This window comes from Pseudomonas sp. P2S-1 (assembly GCF_057197725.1).
In genome coordinates, this window is record NZ_CM170068.1 from 2713602 (window position 1) to 2728451 (window position 14850).

Annotated in this window: 6 protein-coding genes and 1 pseudogene; 5 read left to right on the forward strand and 2 right to left on the reverse strand. The window is 65.4% G+C overall.

What is annotated here, in order from left to right; all coding sequences use genetic code 11:
* The first annotated feature begins 90 nt into the window (after nucleotides 1-90).
* A complete protein-coding gene (locus AC2CQI_RS11960; protein ID WP_484580278.1) occupies nucleotides 91-1200 on the forward strand; it encodes a carbon-nitrogen hydrolase family protein in 1110 nt (369 codons plus the stop codon).
* Between the two features lie 4 nt (nucleotides 1201-1204).
* Entirely contained in the window at nucleotides 1205-2245 is a 1041-nt protein-coding gene (locus tag AC2CQI_RS11965) for an AraC family transcriptional regulator (protein ID WP_484580279.1), read from the forward strand.
* Between the two features lie 358 nt (nucleotides 2246-2603).
* Here the strand turns inward: AC2CQI_RS11965 and AC2CQI_RS11970 are convergent, their stop codons facing one another.
* Nucleotides 2604-3467 carry a DUF2242 domain-containing protein gene (locus tag AC2CQI_RS11970; RefSeq protein ID WP_484580280.1) on the reverse strand — a complete coding sequence of 288 codons (864 nt, stop codon included), beginning with the start codon at nucleotides 3465-3467 and terminating at the stop codon, nucleotides 2604-2606.
* Between the two features lie 203 nt (nucleotides 3468-3670).
* Between AC2CQI_RS11970 and AC2CQI_RS11975 the strand changes: the two genes are divergently transcribed.
* The 3 genes from AC2CQI_RS11975 (at nucleotide 3671) to AC2CQI_RS11985 (ending at nucleotide 10639) form a co-directional block, all read left to right on the forward strand.
* Nucleotides 3671-5335, forward strand: a complete 1665-nt coding sequence (locus AC2CQI_RS11975; RefSeq protein WP_484580281.1) for a cyclic peptide export ABC transporter — start codon at nucleotides 3671-3673, stop codon at nucleotides 5333-5335.
* Nucleotides 5336-5659: 324 nt separating this feature from the next.
* Nucleotides 5660-8056, forward strand: coding sequence for a TonB-dependent siderophore receptor (locus AC2CQI_RS11980; RefSeq protein ID WP_484580612.1), 2397 nt, complete (start codon nucleotides 5660-5662; stop codon nucleotides 8054-8056).
* 339 nt (nucleotides 8057-8395) lie between these two features.
* Nucleotides 8396-10639, forward strand: a complete 2244-nt coding sequence (locus AC2CQI_RS11985) for a TonB-dependent siderophore receptor (RefSeq protein ID WP_484580282.1) — start codon at nucleotides 8396-8398, stop codon at nucleotides 10637-10639.
* Between the two features lie 155 nt (nucleotides 10640-10794).
* Here the strand turns inward: AC2CQI_RS11985 and AC2CQI_RS11990 are convergent.
* Nucleotides 10795-14760: pseudogene (locus tag AC2CQI_RS11990) on the reverse strand (amino acid adenylation domain-containing protein); the annotation flags it as partial.
* Nucleotides 14761-14850 lie beyond the last annotated feature (90 nt).

Below are 14850 nucleotides of genomic sequence, written 5' to 3' on the forward strand. Positions count from 1 at the left end.
GCTCAATGACCGAAAGTGACAAGTTATTGATCCAAACGCACCGGGGCGATTACCCTTGGGGGCGAATTCCCTGCCGGCCTTGTCCGCCTCATGCGCAAACTTCTTTCAGGCGCCCTGGCGCTTGTCCTCCTCGCCGCCTTCGGTGGCTACATGCTCTGGGCCGAGCAGCGCCCGGAGGGTCATTACCTGTCCGACCTGCGCGTCGAGCTGGCGCTGGACCAGGGCGTGCCCAGCGGCCAGGGCAACCTGCTCGGCATCGAGCCAACCCTCTACCCCGGCGACTACCAGAACCTCACCCGCCTGCACCGCAAGCTTGCCGCGTACCTGGAGCAGGCGCGGGTCAAGGGGCTGGTCAACGAGCGCACCGTGGTCGTGCTCCCGGAGCATATCGGCACCTGGCTCTGGGCCCGTGGCGAAAAGCGCGAGATGTACCAGGTCACCCGGCTGAGCGAGGCCTACCAGTGGCTGGAGCTGAGCAACCCGCTGCGTTATGGCCTGGCGATGTACAGCGCCACCGGCGACGACCGCCGCGGCGATGCGCACCTGCGCATGAAGGCCGGGCAGATGGCCGCGGACTACCAGAAGCTGTTCGGCGACCTGGCCCGGGAGTTCGGCGTGACCCTGGTGGCCGGCTCCATCGTCCTGCCCGAGCCCTATCTCGATCACGGGATGCTGCGTGCCGGCTCCGGTGCCCTGTACAACGCCAGCCTGGTGTTCTCGGGAACCGGCGCGGTGCTCGGCCAGGTCCATCGCCAGCAATACCCGGACAGCAATGTGCGGCGCTTCATCGACCCGGGCACGGGCTCTGCGCCGCAGGTGATCGACACGCCCGCCGGGCGTCTCGGCGTGCTGATCGGCAGCGACGCCTGGTATCCCTCGAGCTATGAGCAACTGGCCGCGCAGAACGTGCAGATCATCGCCAACCCGGCGTTCGTCGGCAGTTGGCAGGGGCCGTGGCGGGGCAACCGGCATCAGCAGCGCGCCGCGGAACTGGACCTGCAACCCGGTGAAACCAGCGAGGAACAGGCCTGGTATCACCTCAGCGAAACCGCCGTGCCGGCCGGGATCGCCAGCATGAGCGTGTTCCTGCGCGGGCAATTCTGGGAGGTGCGCGGCGAAGGTCTCGGGTTCGCCAACCTGAACGCCCTGTATCACGCCAGCGCCAGCCACGGCGCGCGTCTGCTCAACCTGTGGCTGTAGGCCGATGAACCGGCCACGGGTGCGGCTCGGCGATCTTTCGGTCGGTTTTATCCAGAGCCTGGAGCTTGCCCTTGGCGAACTCGGCCAGGACCCGGCGCCGCTGCTCGAGCGTTATGGCCTGAGCCCGACGCGCCTGGCCGAAGCCGGAGCGCGCCTGTCGATCCCGCGCTACATGCACCTCGGTCATGCGGCCATGGAACAATGCCGCGAACCGGCCCTGGGGCTGCGCATGGGGCGTCTGAGCCGGCTGGGCCAGGCGGGGCTCGCCGGCATCACTGCGGCCCAGGCCCCGACGCTTGGCGAGGCGGCGCGGACGCTGCTGCGTTTCGAGCCCTTGTATGCGGCCAACTACCGCGGCCAGTCGAGCTTCGAGGAAGACAGCCAGGGTGCATGGCTGCGTTTCTATTCCATCAGCCCGTACAACGCCTACAACCGCTTCGTGGTCGACTCGGTGCTGTCCGGCTGGCTGGCCCAACTGGCGGACCTGGCGGGGCAGCCGGTGCTGGCCGAGCGGATCGAGATCGAGTTCGACAGCCCGGCCTATGCCGAGGCCTATCAGGGCCTGAGCCTTCATCCTGTGCACTTCGCCGCCCCGGACAACCGCCTGCGCCTGGCCCGCGCCACCCTTGACCTGCGCAACCCGGCGCATTGCCCGAGCACCTGGCAGCACCTGTTGCAGCTCTGCGAACAGGACCTGCTGGAGCGCACACGGATCCGCAGCCTGGCCGAGCGCATCGCCCACCTGCTGGGCCCGTTGCTCAATGGCGGGCGCGAGCCGGACCTGGAAGAAGTGGCGCGCCGCCTGCAACTGCCGACCTGGACCTTGCGGCGCAAGCTGGCGGAGGAAGGCACGCAGTTTCGCGCGATCCTCAATGACACGCGGCGGGACCTGGCGATGAGCTATATCCGTGATACCGAGCTGGCGTTCGGGGAGATTGCATATTTGCTGGGGTTTGCGTCGGCGGAGGCGTTCCAGCGGGCGTTCAAGCGCTGGAGCGGGGTGACGCCGGGGGAGTTCAGGCGTAGCCAGCGCAGAGGAGAGTAACGCGGACCCTGTGGGAGCTGGCTTGCCAGCGATAGCTATGGTGAATTCACTGCAGCAATCGCTGGCAAGCCAGCTCCCACAGGGTCCGCGGCGCTCTTGCAATCAATAAAAAAGGGCCGGTTTTCAAAACCGGCCCTTTTTCATTCACAGCTCTGTCGCATCATCCGCCGGCTCTGGTACATCCAGCTCCGACGCGTGGAATTCGAGAAGTTCTTCCTGATAGTCATCCATAATCCTGCTCCGTTTCTTCGTCTGTCATGTCTGTGTCCGATTCACCCTAAAGTGCACGGGTGAAGAAAAAATGACAACTGCCTTTCAGAAAATAAACGGTGCAGGTGTTACAGGATTTATCCCCGGACTAGAGCGGCGCGGAAGGCTCGCCGTTGGTCGCCGGAGCGGTCGGCTCGTTGACCACCGGCGTGGTGGTCGGCTCGGTGACCGTCGGTACCACCTGCTCGGCGGTGATCGGCGCGGCTTCGGCAGGCGGTGCGACCGGCTGCGAACCCTGGCTGTCGTCCACCACCGGCGCGGCCGGAGTCTCGGCGACCGGGGCAACGACCGGAGCGGCCTCGACCGGCGCAGCCACAGGCGCTTCGGCCTGCGGTGCAACCAGCGCCGCCGGTTCCGGCATGCCCAGCTCGGCAGCCGGTTTGGCCGGCGCCGGCGCTTCAGGCACAACGGCCTGCTTCTTCGGCGCTGGCGGCAGGAAGCTTTCCACCAGGGCGAAATAGCGCTCGTAGAACTGCGCCGAGGTCACCGTCTCGCTGGCGACCTTGACCATGGAGTCGTCGGAGGAGCCGATCGGCATCGACACCGAACCCAGCACGCCCACGCCGAGGCTGGCCGAGGTGTTGGACTTCTTCAGCGCATAACGGTCCTGCAGGGCATTGGCGAACACGGTGGAGCGCCCGGCGCCACTCATGTCGTCGGCACAGACGATATTGAAGCTGATCTGCATATGGCTTTCGCCGGTCTGCTGGAAGCTCTTGTTGCCGTTGACCTGGCCCTTGTCGGCCGTGGTGATGATGTAGCCCTGGCTGAGCAGCGCACGCCGCGCGGCCTCGCAGGAGCCGGCCTCGCTGACCGGGAAGCTGCGCGAGTAGGTGCCCGAGTTATCGAAGTTCTCGTGCTCGTACACGGCAGCCTTCTTCGAGCTGCAACCGGCGACACCCGCCAGCACAAGGGCCAGCCCGAGCGCACCGCAGACGGTTGACTTAGACATTGCAAATCCTGGAGGGGAAAAACGAACGGCGCCTATTGTGCTACAGCTGGCCGGGCACTTAAACCGCCAGGCTCCGAATCAGCGACAGAATTCATCTCGCCGACATGCGGTCGCACTACGCTGTGCCGCTAAATTTCCCGCCCGGGAGCTCGTCCTCTCCCTGACGGCGCAGAGCCCGTTTGCCCGCAATCCGAGAGAAACGCATGACCCTCAAGACTGAAAGCCTGGCCCGGGAAACCCTGAGAATCCTCAAGCCCTACTGGTGGCTGGTGGCTCTGTCGACGGTACTGGGCGTGGTCAGCGGGCTGAGCGTGACCGGCCTGATCGCCACCATCAACCGCGCCATGACCCAGGAAGGCGGCCCCGGCGTCGACATCGCGCTGCTCTTCGCCGGCCTGTGCCTGCTGACCCTGGCCTGCTCCACCGGTTCCAGCCTGCTGAGCAACCGGGTCGGCCAGCGCGTGGTGGCCAACCTGCGCCGCGAGCTGGCAGCGAAAATCCTCGTCGCGCCCATCGAGCAACTGGAGCGCTACCGCGCGCACCGGCTGATTCCGGTGCTGATGACCGACGTCAACACCCTGAGCAACTTCGCCCTGGCCGTGGCGCCCATGGTCATCGCCTTCACCGTGACCCTCGGCTGCCTCAGCTACCTGGCGTTCCTGTCCTGGCAGATCCTCGCCCTGACCCTGCTCACCGTGATCATCGGCGGCGGCGCCCAGTACCTGGCGCACAAGGCCACCACGCGCAGCATCCTGCGAGCCCGCGATGGCGAGGACGAGTTGCAGAAGCACTACCAGGCGATCTCCGCCGGGGCCAAGGAGCTGCGCATCCAGCGCCGCCGCCGCCAGCACCTGCTGGACGAGCAGATCCACGGCACCACCGAGCGCATCTGCGCCTCGAACATCCGCGCGGTGGACATCTTCGTCAGCGCCGAGACCTTCGGCTCCATGCTGTTCTTCGCGGTGATCGGCATCGCCATCGCCTTCCAGGCCCTGTGGCCGGCCACCGACAAGAGCGTGCTGGGCGGTTTCGTGCTGGTCATGCTGTACATGAAAGGCCCGCTGGAGCGCCTGATCACCTCCCTGCCGATCCTCTCCCGGGCGAAGATCGCCCTGCGCCGGATCGCCGAGCTGTCTTGGAAATTCTCCTCGCCGGAGCCGCACCTGCTGGTCAAGGATCGCCCGTCGAGCCTGGGCGCCATGCGCACCCTGGAACTGCGCCAGTTGCGCTACGACTATCCGCCGGTGGAAGGCGTCGAATCCTTCCACCTCGGCCCGGTCAACCTGAGCATCAAGCAGGGCGATATCGTCTTCGTCGTCGGCGAGAACGGCGGCGGCAAGACCACCCTGATCAAGCTGCTGCTCGGCCTGTACACGCCGCAGCAGGGCGAGATCCTGTTCAATGGCCAGGCGCTGGCCGCCGAGCAACTGGACGACTATCGCCAGCTGTTCACCACGATTTTTGCCGACTACTACCTGTTCGACGACCCGCTGCCGGGCGACGCACCCATCACCGCCGACGCGGCGAAATACCTGGAACGCCTGGATATCGCGCACAAGGTCGGCATCCGCGACGGTGCCTTCACCACCACCGACCTGTCCACCGGCCAGCGCAAGCGCCTGGCGCTGATCAGTGCCTGGCTCGACGAACGCCAGTTGCTGGTGTTCGACGAATGGGCTGCCGACCAGGACCCGGCCTTCCGCCGGGTGTTCTATACCGAGCTGCTGCCGGAGCTGAAACAGCAAGGCAAGACCATCATCGTCATCTCCCATGATGACCGGTATTTCCCGGTGGCGGATCAACTGGTGCGGATGCAGGGTGGGCGGATTTCCGTGGAGCAGGTAGAAGACAGCGCCATTCCTGCCTGACTCAGATTTGGCTGACTGTTCACCGAACCTCTGGGAGCTGGCTTGCCAGCGATAGCTATAGTGAATTCACCGACGCTATCGCTGGCAAGCCAGCTCCCACAGGGTCAGTGGTGCCCTCTAGATCACGACACCATTCGTCGCTTTATCCCCTCCCCCGCCCCGGTCCAGCCGCGGCGGGCAAAAGTCTTTGCCCCGAACAATATGCAAATGTTTAGAAATGGATATCATTAACGTCGCGCAAAAACGCCATCACCCTGATATCAATCCAGATCCCACCCAATGCAAAGACTGCAACGACGCTGTCCGCTGCGCCTCGCCTGGCTGATGAAACAGCTGCTGCACCGCCGCCCGGCGCTGCTGGCCGGTGCCGCCCTGCTGCCACTGATGATCAGCACCCAGGCCCAGGCCCGGGAAATCAGCTTCGATATCCCCGCGCAACCGCTGTGGAGCGCGCTGCAGGAATGGGGCCGGCAGAGTGATTTCCAGGTCTTGGTCAACCCCGACGATATCCAGGGCAAGACCAGCAGCCCGGTGCAAGGCCGCTATTCTCCGGAGCAGGCGGTGCAGATCCTCCTGCGCCACACCCAGATCAACTACAGCCTGGCGGGCGATACCCTGACCCTGGTGATGACCCAGACCTCGTCGACCCTGGACATCACCCCGACCTCGATCAGCGCCGAGCCGCTCGACCCGACCACCGAGGGCACCGGCTCCTACACCACGCCCATGCTGACCATTGGCAAGTCGGCCGAGTCGCTGCGGCGCACCCCGCAGTCGGTCACGGTGATGACCCGCCAACTGATGGACGACCGCAACCTCACCAGCCTCGACCAGGTCCTGGCGCAGACCCCGGGCATGACCTTCGGCCAGCGTAACTACGGCTCGCACCTGTACCAGTCGCGCGGTTTCGCGGTGAACGACGAAAGCTACATGATGGACGGCATCCCCGGGCAGGCCTACAACCCCACCGCCTGGCTGCCCACCGACATGGCCATCTACGACCGCGTGGAGGTGCTGCGCGGCGCTGCCGGCCTGCTGATCGGCGCGGGCAGCCCGGGTGGCGCGGTCAACCTGGTGCGCAAGCACGCCAGCGCCGAACCGCGCCTGACCCTGATCGCCCGCGCCGGCTCCTGGGACAACTACCGCCTCGACCTCGATGCCGGCGGCAAGCTCAACGACGACGGCAGCGTGCGCGGCCGGTTCATCACCGCCTACGAGGACGACGGCTCCTACCTCGACGAAAAGCACACCAGCGCCCCGCTGTTCTACGGCATCGTCGATATCGATCTCGACGAGGACACGGTGCTGACCACCAGCCTGCGTCGCCAGACCAGCGACGTGCGCGGCTACTCGATCTTCGGCCTGCCACGCTACAGCGACGGCACCGCCCTCGACGTGCCGCGCTCCACCGCCCTGGTGCAGGACTGGAACCGGCACCAGCCGGAGATCACCGAGGTCTTCGGGGAAATCGCCCACCGCTTCAACGACGACTGGACCGGCAAGCTGTCGCTGATCCATTCCGAGGGTGGCTTCCATCAGTCCATCGCCTATGCCCGCGGCGCGGTGGACCCGGTGACCGGCAGCGGCTCGCAGTTTCGCGGCGTCGAATTCCGCCACACCGATATCGACAGCACCGGGGTAGATAGCGTGCTCGACGGGCATTTCGAGCTGTTCGGCCAGGCGCACCAGATCTCCAGCGGGGTCAACTGGTCGCGCCAGACCGTGCTGGAGAAGCGTGCACCGCTGGCGCTACGCATCCCTATCGATCTCGAGGATGTCGACCATGACGCCTTCCCCAAACCGGCGCGTCCGGCCTGGTCGGCGATCAACCGGGTGGTCGACGAACGCTACGGAATGTTCACCAAGGCCAACCTGCACCTGGCCGATCCCCTCGCGCTGATTCTCGGGGCGCGGCTCAGTTGGTACACCTATGACTTCGACTACCGCATCGGCGGCGGCGACTTCACCGACCACCAGCAGGCCCGGGTCACGCCGTTCGCCGGGCTGATCTACGACCTCGACGACGACTGGTCGTGGTACGCCAGCTACACCGATATCTTCCAGCCGCAGAGCATCTATCGCTCGGTGGACGGCTCGACCCTCGACCCGTCCATCGGCGCCAGCTACGAAACCGGGATCAAGGGCGAGTTGCTGGACAAGCGCCTGAACGTCTCGGCGGCGCTGTTCTATATCCGCCAGAAGGGCGTGTACGCCATCGACACCGCCAGCGACGGCAAATGCCTGACCAACGATGTCGCCGGCACCTGCTACGTCAACAGCACCGTGCAGCGCAGCCGGGGCATCGAACTGGAGACCAGTGGCGAGGTGCTGCCCGGCTTGCAGGTGCTGGCCGGCTACACCTTCAACCTGACCCGCAGCAGTACCGGCGGCGCGGTCTCGCCGGAAACCCCGAAGCACCTGCTGCGCGCCAGTGCCAGCTACACCCTGCCGGGCGCCTGGAATCGCCTGAGCATCGGCGGGGGTGTCTCGGCGCAGTCCGGCTACCGCAACGATGCCGGTCAGGGCGTCGATTATGGCGCGGCGGGCTATGCCGTGTGGGATGCACGCATCGCCTGGAAGCTGGACGAGCACTGGACCCTCGGCCTCAACGGCGACAACCTGTTCGACCGCAAGTACTACGCCGCCGCAGCCGCCCTGGACCGCGGCAATCTCTACGGCGACCCGCGCAGCTACATGCTGACCTTGCGCGGCGACTTCTGACGCCCCCGCTTTACCTCCCTTCTGCGGCGTTCTGCCGACAATTTCTTCCTATCTCGACTGGCATGGATGCCTTCAGGCATACCCCTGTAGGAGCGTGGGTCGACGGTATCAAGGCGCCACAAAACCGACGATCTGCGCCCAAAAACCGTCATCACGCACAAATCAGCAGAAAGTGAAAATTCCGTTAAATCCTCGCACCTGCAACTCGTTCTCTACAACGACCAAACGCGCTCCGCCAGGAAAGACCCGGCCTCCCCTCCCTTGAGCCGGCGCAGAAGCGGGCCGTTGACTCAGCACGCCATCACTCATGACACAACCCTTAGAACGAGTCTTCTGCACATGCATACACCGTCCCGACTTACGCCCTTGAGCAAGGCCTTGCTCCTGCGCCAGGCCGCCTTCGGCCTGGCCCTGACCCTGCCGTTGGCCGCCCAGGTCCACGCCCAGGACGTGGAGGGCGAGAGCGAGGCCAAGGCCGCCAACGGCGCCCCGGCGACGCTGAACCTGGCACCGACCAACATCAACTCGCAGGTGCTGGGGACTACCACCGAGAACACCGGGTCCTATACCACCGGTGCAGTGACCATCGGCAAGTCGGCGCAATCGCTGCGCGAAACCCCGCAGTCGGTGACGGTGATGACCCGTCAGTTGATGGATGACAAGAACCTGGTCACCCTGGACCAGGTCCTGTCCAAGACCCCGGGTATATCCTTCACCCAGCGCAACTTCGGTTCCCATGCCTTCCAGTCCCGCGGCTTCGTGCTGACGGACGAGAGCTACATGGTTGACGGCATTCCTGGCCAGTCCTATGCCCCTGGCGGCTGGATGTCGCCGGACATGGCGATCTACGACCGCATCGAGGTTCTGCGCGGTGCCTCCGGCCTGCTGGTCGGTGCCGGCAACCCGGGCGGTGCGGTGAACCTGGTGCGCAAGCGTCCGACCTCGGACCCGCAGTTCTCCATCACGACCCGTGCCGGCTCCTACGACAACTACCGCGTCGATCTGGATGGCAGCGGTCGCCTGAATGCCGAAGGCACCCTGCGCGGACGCCTGGTCACGGCCTACGAGGACAAAGGTTCCTACCTCGACGAGTACAACGCCAAGACGCCTCTGCTTTACGGAATCATCGAAGCGGACCTGGCCGAAGACACCACCCTGGCCCTGGGCCTGCGTCGTCAGGAGAAGCGCGTCGACGGCTATTCGATCTGGGCCCTGCCGCGCTACTCCAACGGCCAGTCGCTGGATATCTCCCGCTCCACTGCGTTGGTCCAGGACTGGAACCACCTGAACACCAACATGAGCGAGGTGTTCGTCGAACTGAACCACCGCTTCAACGACAACTGGAGCAACAAGACCTCCGTCAGCTGGTCCAAGGGCGACCTCGACATGGTGGCGGCCTACGGCAACGGTGCAATCGACCCGGCCACCAATACCGGCTCGGTCTGGCGCAACGTTGAATTCCGTCACACAAATATCGAGAGCGTCGGTGTCGACAGCTTCCTGGACGGCCATTTCGATGCCTTCGGCCAATCGCACCAGGTCACCCTGGGCGCCAACTGGTCGCGGCAGGACGTGACGGAAAGACGCTTGCCGTATCAGCGACGCTTGGCTGATGCGATCCCGATCAACATCTTCGACGTTGATCACCGTGCCTTTGCCAAACCGGTCCGCACGGCCTGGACTCAGGTCTCCGAATACGTCGACGAGCGTTCCGGCCTCTATGCCAACACCCGCCTGCACCTGAGCGAGCCACTGAGCCTGGTCCTCGGTACCCGCGTCAGTTGGTACAAGTACGACTACGACCAGAAACTGGGCAGCGGCAACGACTACGTGACCCAGCAGAACCGTGAGGTCACCCCGTTTGCGGGCCTGATCTACGACTTCAGCGAGCACTGGTCGTGGTACGCCAGCTATGCGGATATCTTCCAGCCACAAAACAACCGGACTTACGACGGTTCGCCGCTTGATCCGGCGATTGGCACCAACTACGAGACCGGTATCAAGGGCGAGTTGTTCGACAAGCGCCTGAACCTGTCGGCGGCCGTGTTCTACATCAAGCAGGAAGACCTCGCGGTCAACGACCCTGATGAGACCCACACCTGCCCGACCAACGCCACCGGTATCTGCCAGGTCAATGGTCTGATCCAGCGCAGCAAGGGTATCGACCTGGAAGCCAGCGGCGAGGTGTTGCCGGGCCTCGAAGTCCTGGCCGGCTACACCTACAACCGTATCGTCAGCCCCCAGGGCACACCCTTGAGTGTCGACACCCCGAAGCACCTGGCCCGCATCAGCACCAGCTACACCCCGCAGGATGGCGAATGGAACCGCCTGACCGTGGGTGCCGGCGTCTCCGCACAATCGCGCTACGAGAACAAGCTGGCCGGTGGCTATGACTACGGCTCCCCTGGCCGCGCCATCTGGGATGCCCGTATCGGCTGGAAGATCGACGAGCACTGGAAGGTCAACCTGACCGGTGAAAACCTCTTCGACCGCAAGTACTGGTCCACCGCTTCGGGCCTGAACCGCGGCAACGTCTGGGGTGATCCACGGACCTTCATGCTGAGCCTGCGCGGCGATTTCTGATCGTTCGGCAGCGGTAAAACAAAAGGCCAGTCGGTTATCCCGACTGGCCTTTTTTGTTGCGTCTGCGTGGACCCTGTGGGAGCTGGCTTGCCAGCGATAGCGGCAGTGAGTTCACCACCGCAATCGCTGGCAAGCCAGCTCCCACAGGTATAGCGTTACTCCATGCCTTCGAGTTGCTGCGAAACAGCAGTCAAAAGCTCCGGCGCCAGCACCACATCATCATGCTTCACCCCCGTCAGCGTCGCCGACCAGACCTCGTCCAGCCCGCAACCCGCCTTCAGCAGCACCTGCGCCGCCGCCACCTGCTCTTCAGTGCGGCTGCCACCGGCCCACCAGCAATGCGGCTTGACCCGCAACGGCTTGAGCACGAACGCCTGCCCCAGCGCCATGTTCGCGCTGAGCAATTCATAACCGCTGGCAATCTCCGCCTGCACCCCGATATCCCGGTGAATCGCCCGCAGCGCCTCGATGTCCGTGCCGCTGATCCCAGCCACCTGGACCATCACCCAATCCGCCGCTTCCTTCGGATCCTCAAAGCGCGCAGTACCTTCCTCGATCAGGTCCAGCACCACCGCCTCGCCAATCCCCGGCGCGAACGCCAGCAGGCTGCGCACCAGCCCTTCCCACGGCCCGGCTTCAGGTTCCTCGGCATCCTCATTGGCCAGCACTTGTTCGCTCTTGGGCAGGTGGGTATCCACCAGCCCGAGGAAGCCCACGGTCTCGCCTGAGGTTTCCAGGACATGCGCCACCTCGATGGCCAGCGCCCCGCCCAGGGACCAGCCGAGCAGGTTGTAGGGCCCGTGCGGGCGCACCTTGCGGATCTGCTCGACGTAGTAGCCGACCATGTCGTCCCAGGAGGTTTCCTTCCAGCCCGGCACCACATAGCTCTTGTTGACCACCCCCAGCACACTGCGCTGCGGGCCCAGGTGCCCGGCCAGCGGATAGTAGGCGTAGGTACCGCCGCCACCGGGCGGCAGGCAGAACAGCGGGGCCTTGTCGCCGGCACTGATGTTCATGCTGACCACCGGGTTCCTCACCCGGCGCTCGCCCGCAGCGATGAAGTCCGCCAGGTCCTCGAAGGTTTCCAGCAACAGGAAATCATGCAGGCTGAGGTTGGTCTCGAAGGCCTCGCGCAAGCGGCTGACCAGGGTGATCACCAGCAACGAGTGACCGCCCAGGGCGAAGAAGTTGTCCTTGAGCCCGACCCGCTCGACCTTGAGCACGTCCCTCCAGATCTGCGCCAGTTGCCGCTCACGCTCGTTGCGCGGCGGTTCGTGTTCGCCCTGCGCCTGGCTGGCATCGGGCTTGGGCAGGGCCTTGCGGTCGAGCTTGCCGTTGGGGGTCTGGGGCATCCTGTCCAGCCAGGTGAAATGGCTGGGGACCATGTAATCGGGCAGCCCGGCTTTGAGGTGGACCTTGAGAGCGCTGCGCAGCTCCGGGGTATCCTGGTCGGCGATCAGGTAGGCCGCCAGCTGGTTATCGATATCGATGACCACGGCTTCGTGGACCGCCGGGTGTGCCAGCAGGCGCGCCTCGATCTCGCCCAGTTCGATACGGAAGCCGCGGATCTTTACCTGGTGGTCGAGACGGCCAACGTATTCGATCACCCCGTCAGCGCGGTAGCGGGCCACGTCGCCGGTGCGGTACAGGCGCCCGCCGGTGCTGGAAAACGGATCCGGCACGAAGCGTTGCGCCGTCAGGGAGGGACGCTGGTGATAACCACGGGCCAGGCCGTCGCCACCAATCAGCAACTCGCCCCGGGCACCGACCGGCAGCACATCGAAGTCATCGCTGACGATATGCAGCGCCGTGTTGGCCAGCGGCTTGCCCAGCCAGACATCGTCGGCGCGGGTCAGGTAATGCCGGGCCGACCAGATGGTGGTCTCGGTCGGGCCGTAGACGTTCCATACATGCCCGGCCTGGTCGATCAGGCGCTGGGCCAGCTCGGCACTCAGGGCTTCGCCGCCGCAGAGGATGGTCTTGCCCTTCAATGCACCGGCTGGTGCGGCGTCGAGGATCATCCGCCAGCTCGACGGTGTGGCCTGGATCACGCTGGCCTGCTGCTCGGCGATTACCTGCAGCAGGGCTTGCGGGTCCTTGTTCTGGTGGGTCTTGAGCAGGACCACCGCAGCACCGCGGATCAGCGGCAGGTACAGCTCCAGGCCGGCGATATCGAAGGACAGGGACGTCAGCGACAGCACCCGGTCAGCCGCCGTCAGCCCTGGCTTGTCCGCCATGCTGAAGAGGAAGTTGACCAGGGCCTGGTGGTGAATGGTCACGCCTTTCGGCAGGCCGGTGGAGCCGGAGGTGTAGATCACATAGGCGAGGTTCTCCGGGCCGGCCGAGGCCGGCGGGTTTTCGCGGCTGTAGCCCTCGAGCCAATCGCCGCCCTGATCCAGGCACAGGGTCTGCACGGCAGGCGGAATGCTCAGTTGGTCGACCAGGGAAGACTGGCTCAACAGCAGCTTCAGCCCACTGTCTTCCATCATGTAGGTCAGCCGGTCCGCCGGGAAGTCCGGGTCCAGCGGCACATAGGCGCCACCGGCCTTGAGGATCGCCAGCAGGCCGACGACCATTTCCGGTCCCCGCTCCAGCGCCACGCCCACCAGCACATCCGCGCCGACACCCAGCTCGCGCAGCTTGTGCGCCAGCTGGTTGGCGCGGGCATTCAGTTGCGCGTAGCTCAGCGATGCGTCGGAGGACACCAGTGCGACAGCATCCGGCGTAGATGCCGCCTGGGCCTCGATCAACGCCGGCAGGCACTGCTCGCGGGGATAGTCGAGCTGGCTGCGGTTCCAGTCCACCAGCATGCGCTGGCGCTCGCCGGCATCCAGCAAGGGCAGTTCGGCAATCCGTTGCCCGACATTGGCACAGATGCCTTCCAGCAGATGACGCCAATGCCGGGCAAAACGCTCGGCGGTGGCCGGGTCGAACAACGCCGTGGCATAGGTCAGCGCCGCGCCGATACCGCTGTCGCGTTCGAGGGTTTCCAGGGTCAGGTCGAACTGCGCGGTGTGCTGGCCGAACTGCAGCTTCTCCACGCTCAGCCCCGGCAACTGCCGGGCCTGGCCCTGGGCCTGGGTCTGGTGGTTGAACAGCACCTGGAACAGCGGGCTGCGGCTCAGGTCGCGCTCCGGCTGCAAGGCCTGCACCAGCTGTTCGAACGGCAGGTCCTGATGGGCCTGGGCCTGCACGGCGGTGTGCTTGATCTGTTGCAGCAGTTGCCCGAAGGTCGCGTCTGCGCTGAATTCGGCCTTGAGCACCTGGGTGTTGACGAAAAAGCCGATCAACCCCTCGGTCTCGGCGCGATTGCGGTTGGCGGTGGGCACGCCGACACGGATATCGGCCTGTCCCGAATAGCGGTGCAGCAAGGTCTGGAACGACGCCAGCAGGAGCATGAACAGGGTCACGCCCTGCTGCCGCGCCAGGTCCTTGAGTTGCTGCGCCAGTACCGGCGGCAGGTCGATATCCAGGCGCTCCCCGGCATGGCTCTGCACCAGCGGCCGCGGACGGTCGGTGGGCAATTCCAGCACCGGCTGCTCGCCGCCGAGTTGCGCGGTCCAGTAACCCAGTTGGCGCTCCTGCTCCCCGGCTTCCATCCAGTTGCGCTGCCAGATCGCATAGTCGGCGTACTGGATCGGCAGCGCCGGCAGATGCAGCGGCTGCCCGCGCCGGTGCGCGTCGTAGAGCCGCACCAGTTCGTCGATCATGATCGGCATCGACCAGCCATCGGAAACGATATGGTGCTGGACCACAGTCAGCACATGCTCCTCGGCGCCCACCCGCAACAGCCGAACCCGCAACAGCGGCCCCGCCTGCAGGTCGAACGGCGCACGCAGCTCGGCGCCGACCCGGGCTTGCAGCTCCGCGTCAGCGACCTCCTCCACCGGCAACTGGAACGGCAGCGCCTCATGCACCACCTGCACCGCCTGCTCGCCGTCCTGGCGGAAGGTGGTGCGCAGGGTTTCATGGCGGGCCACCAGCCCGGCGAACGCCGCCTCCAGCGCCGCGACGTCCAGCACCCCGGTCAGGCGCAGGGCCACCGGGATGTTGTAGGCGCTGCTGTGCGGCTCCAGTTGCCAGAGAAACCACTGGCGCTGCTGGGCGTAGGACAACGCAGCGCTGGCCTCCAGCTCGCGCCTGAAGATCGGCGTGACGCCGTACAGATTCACCCCCTGGCGCTTGAGCAAGGCGGCCAGCGCCTTGCGTTC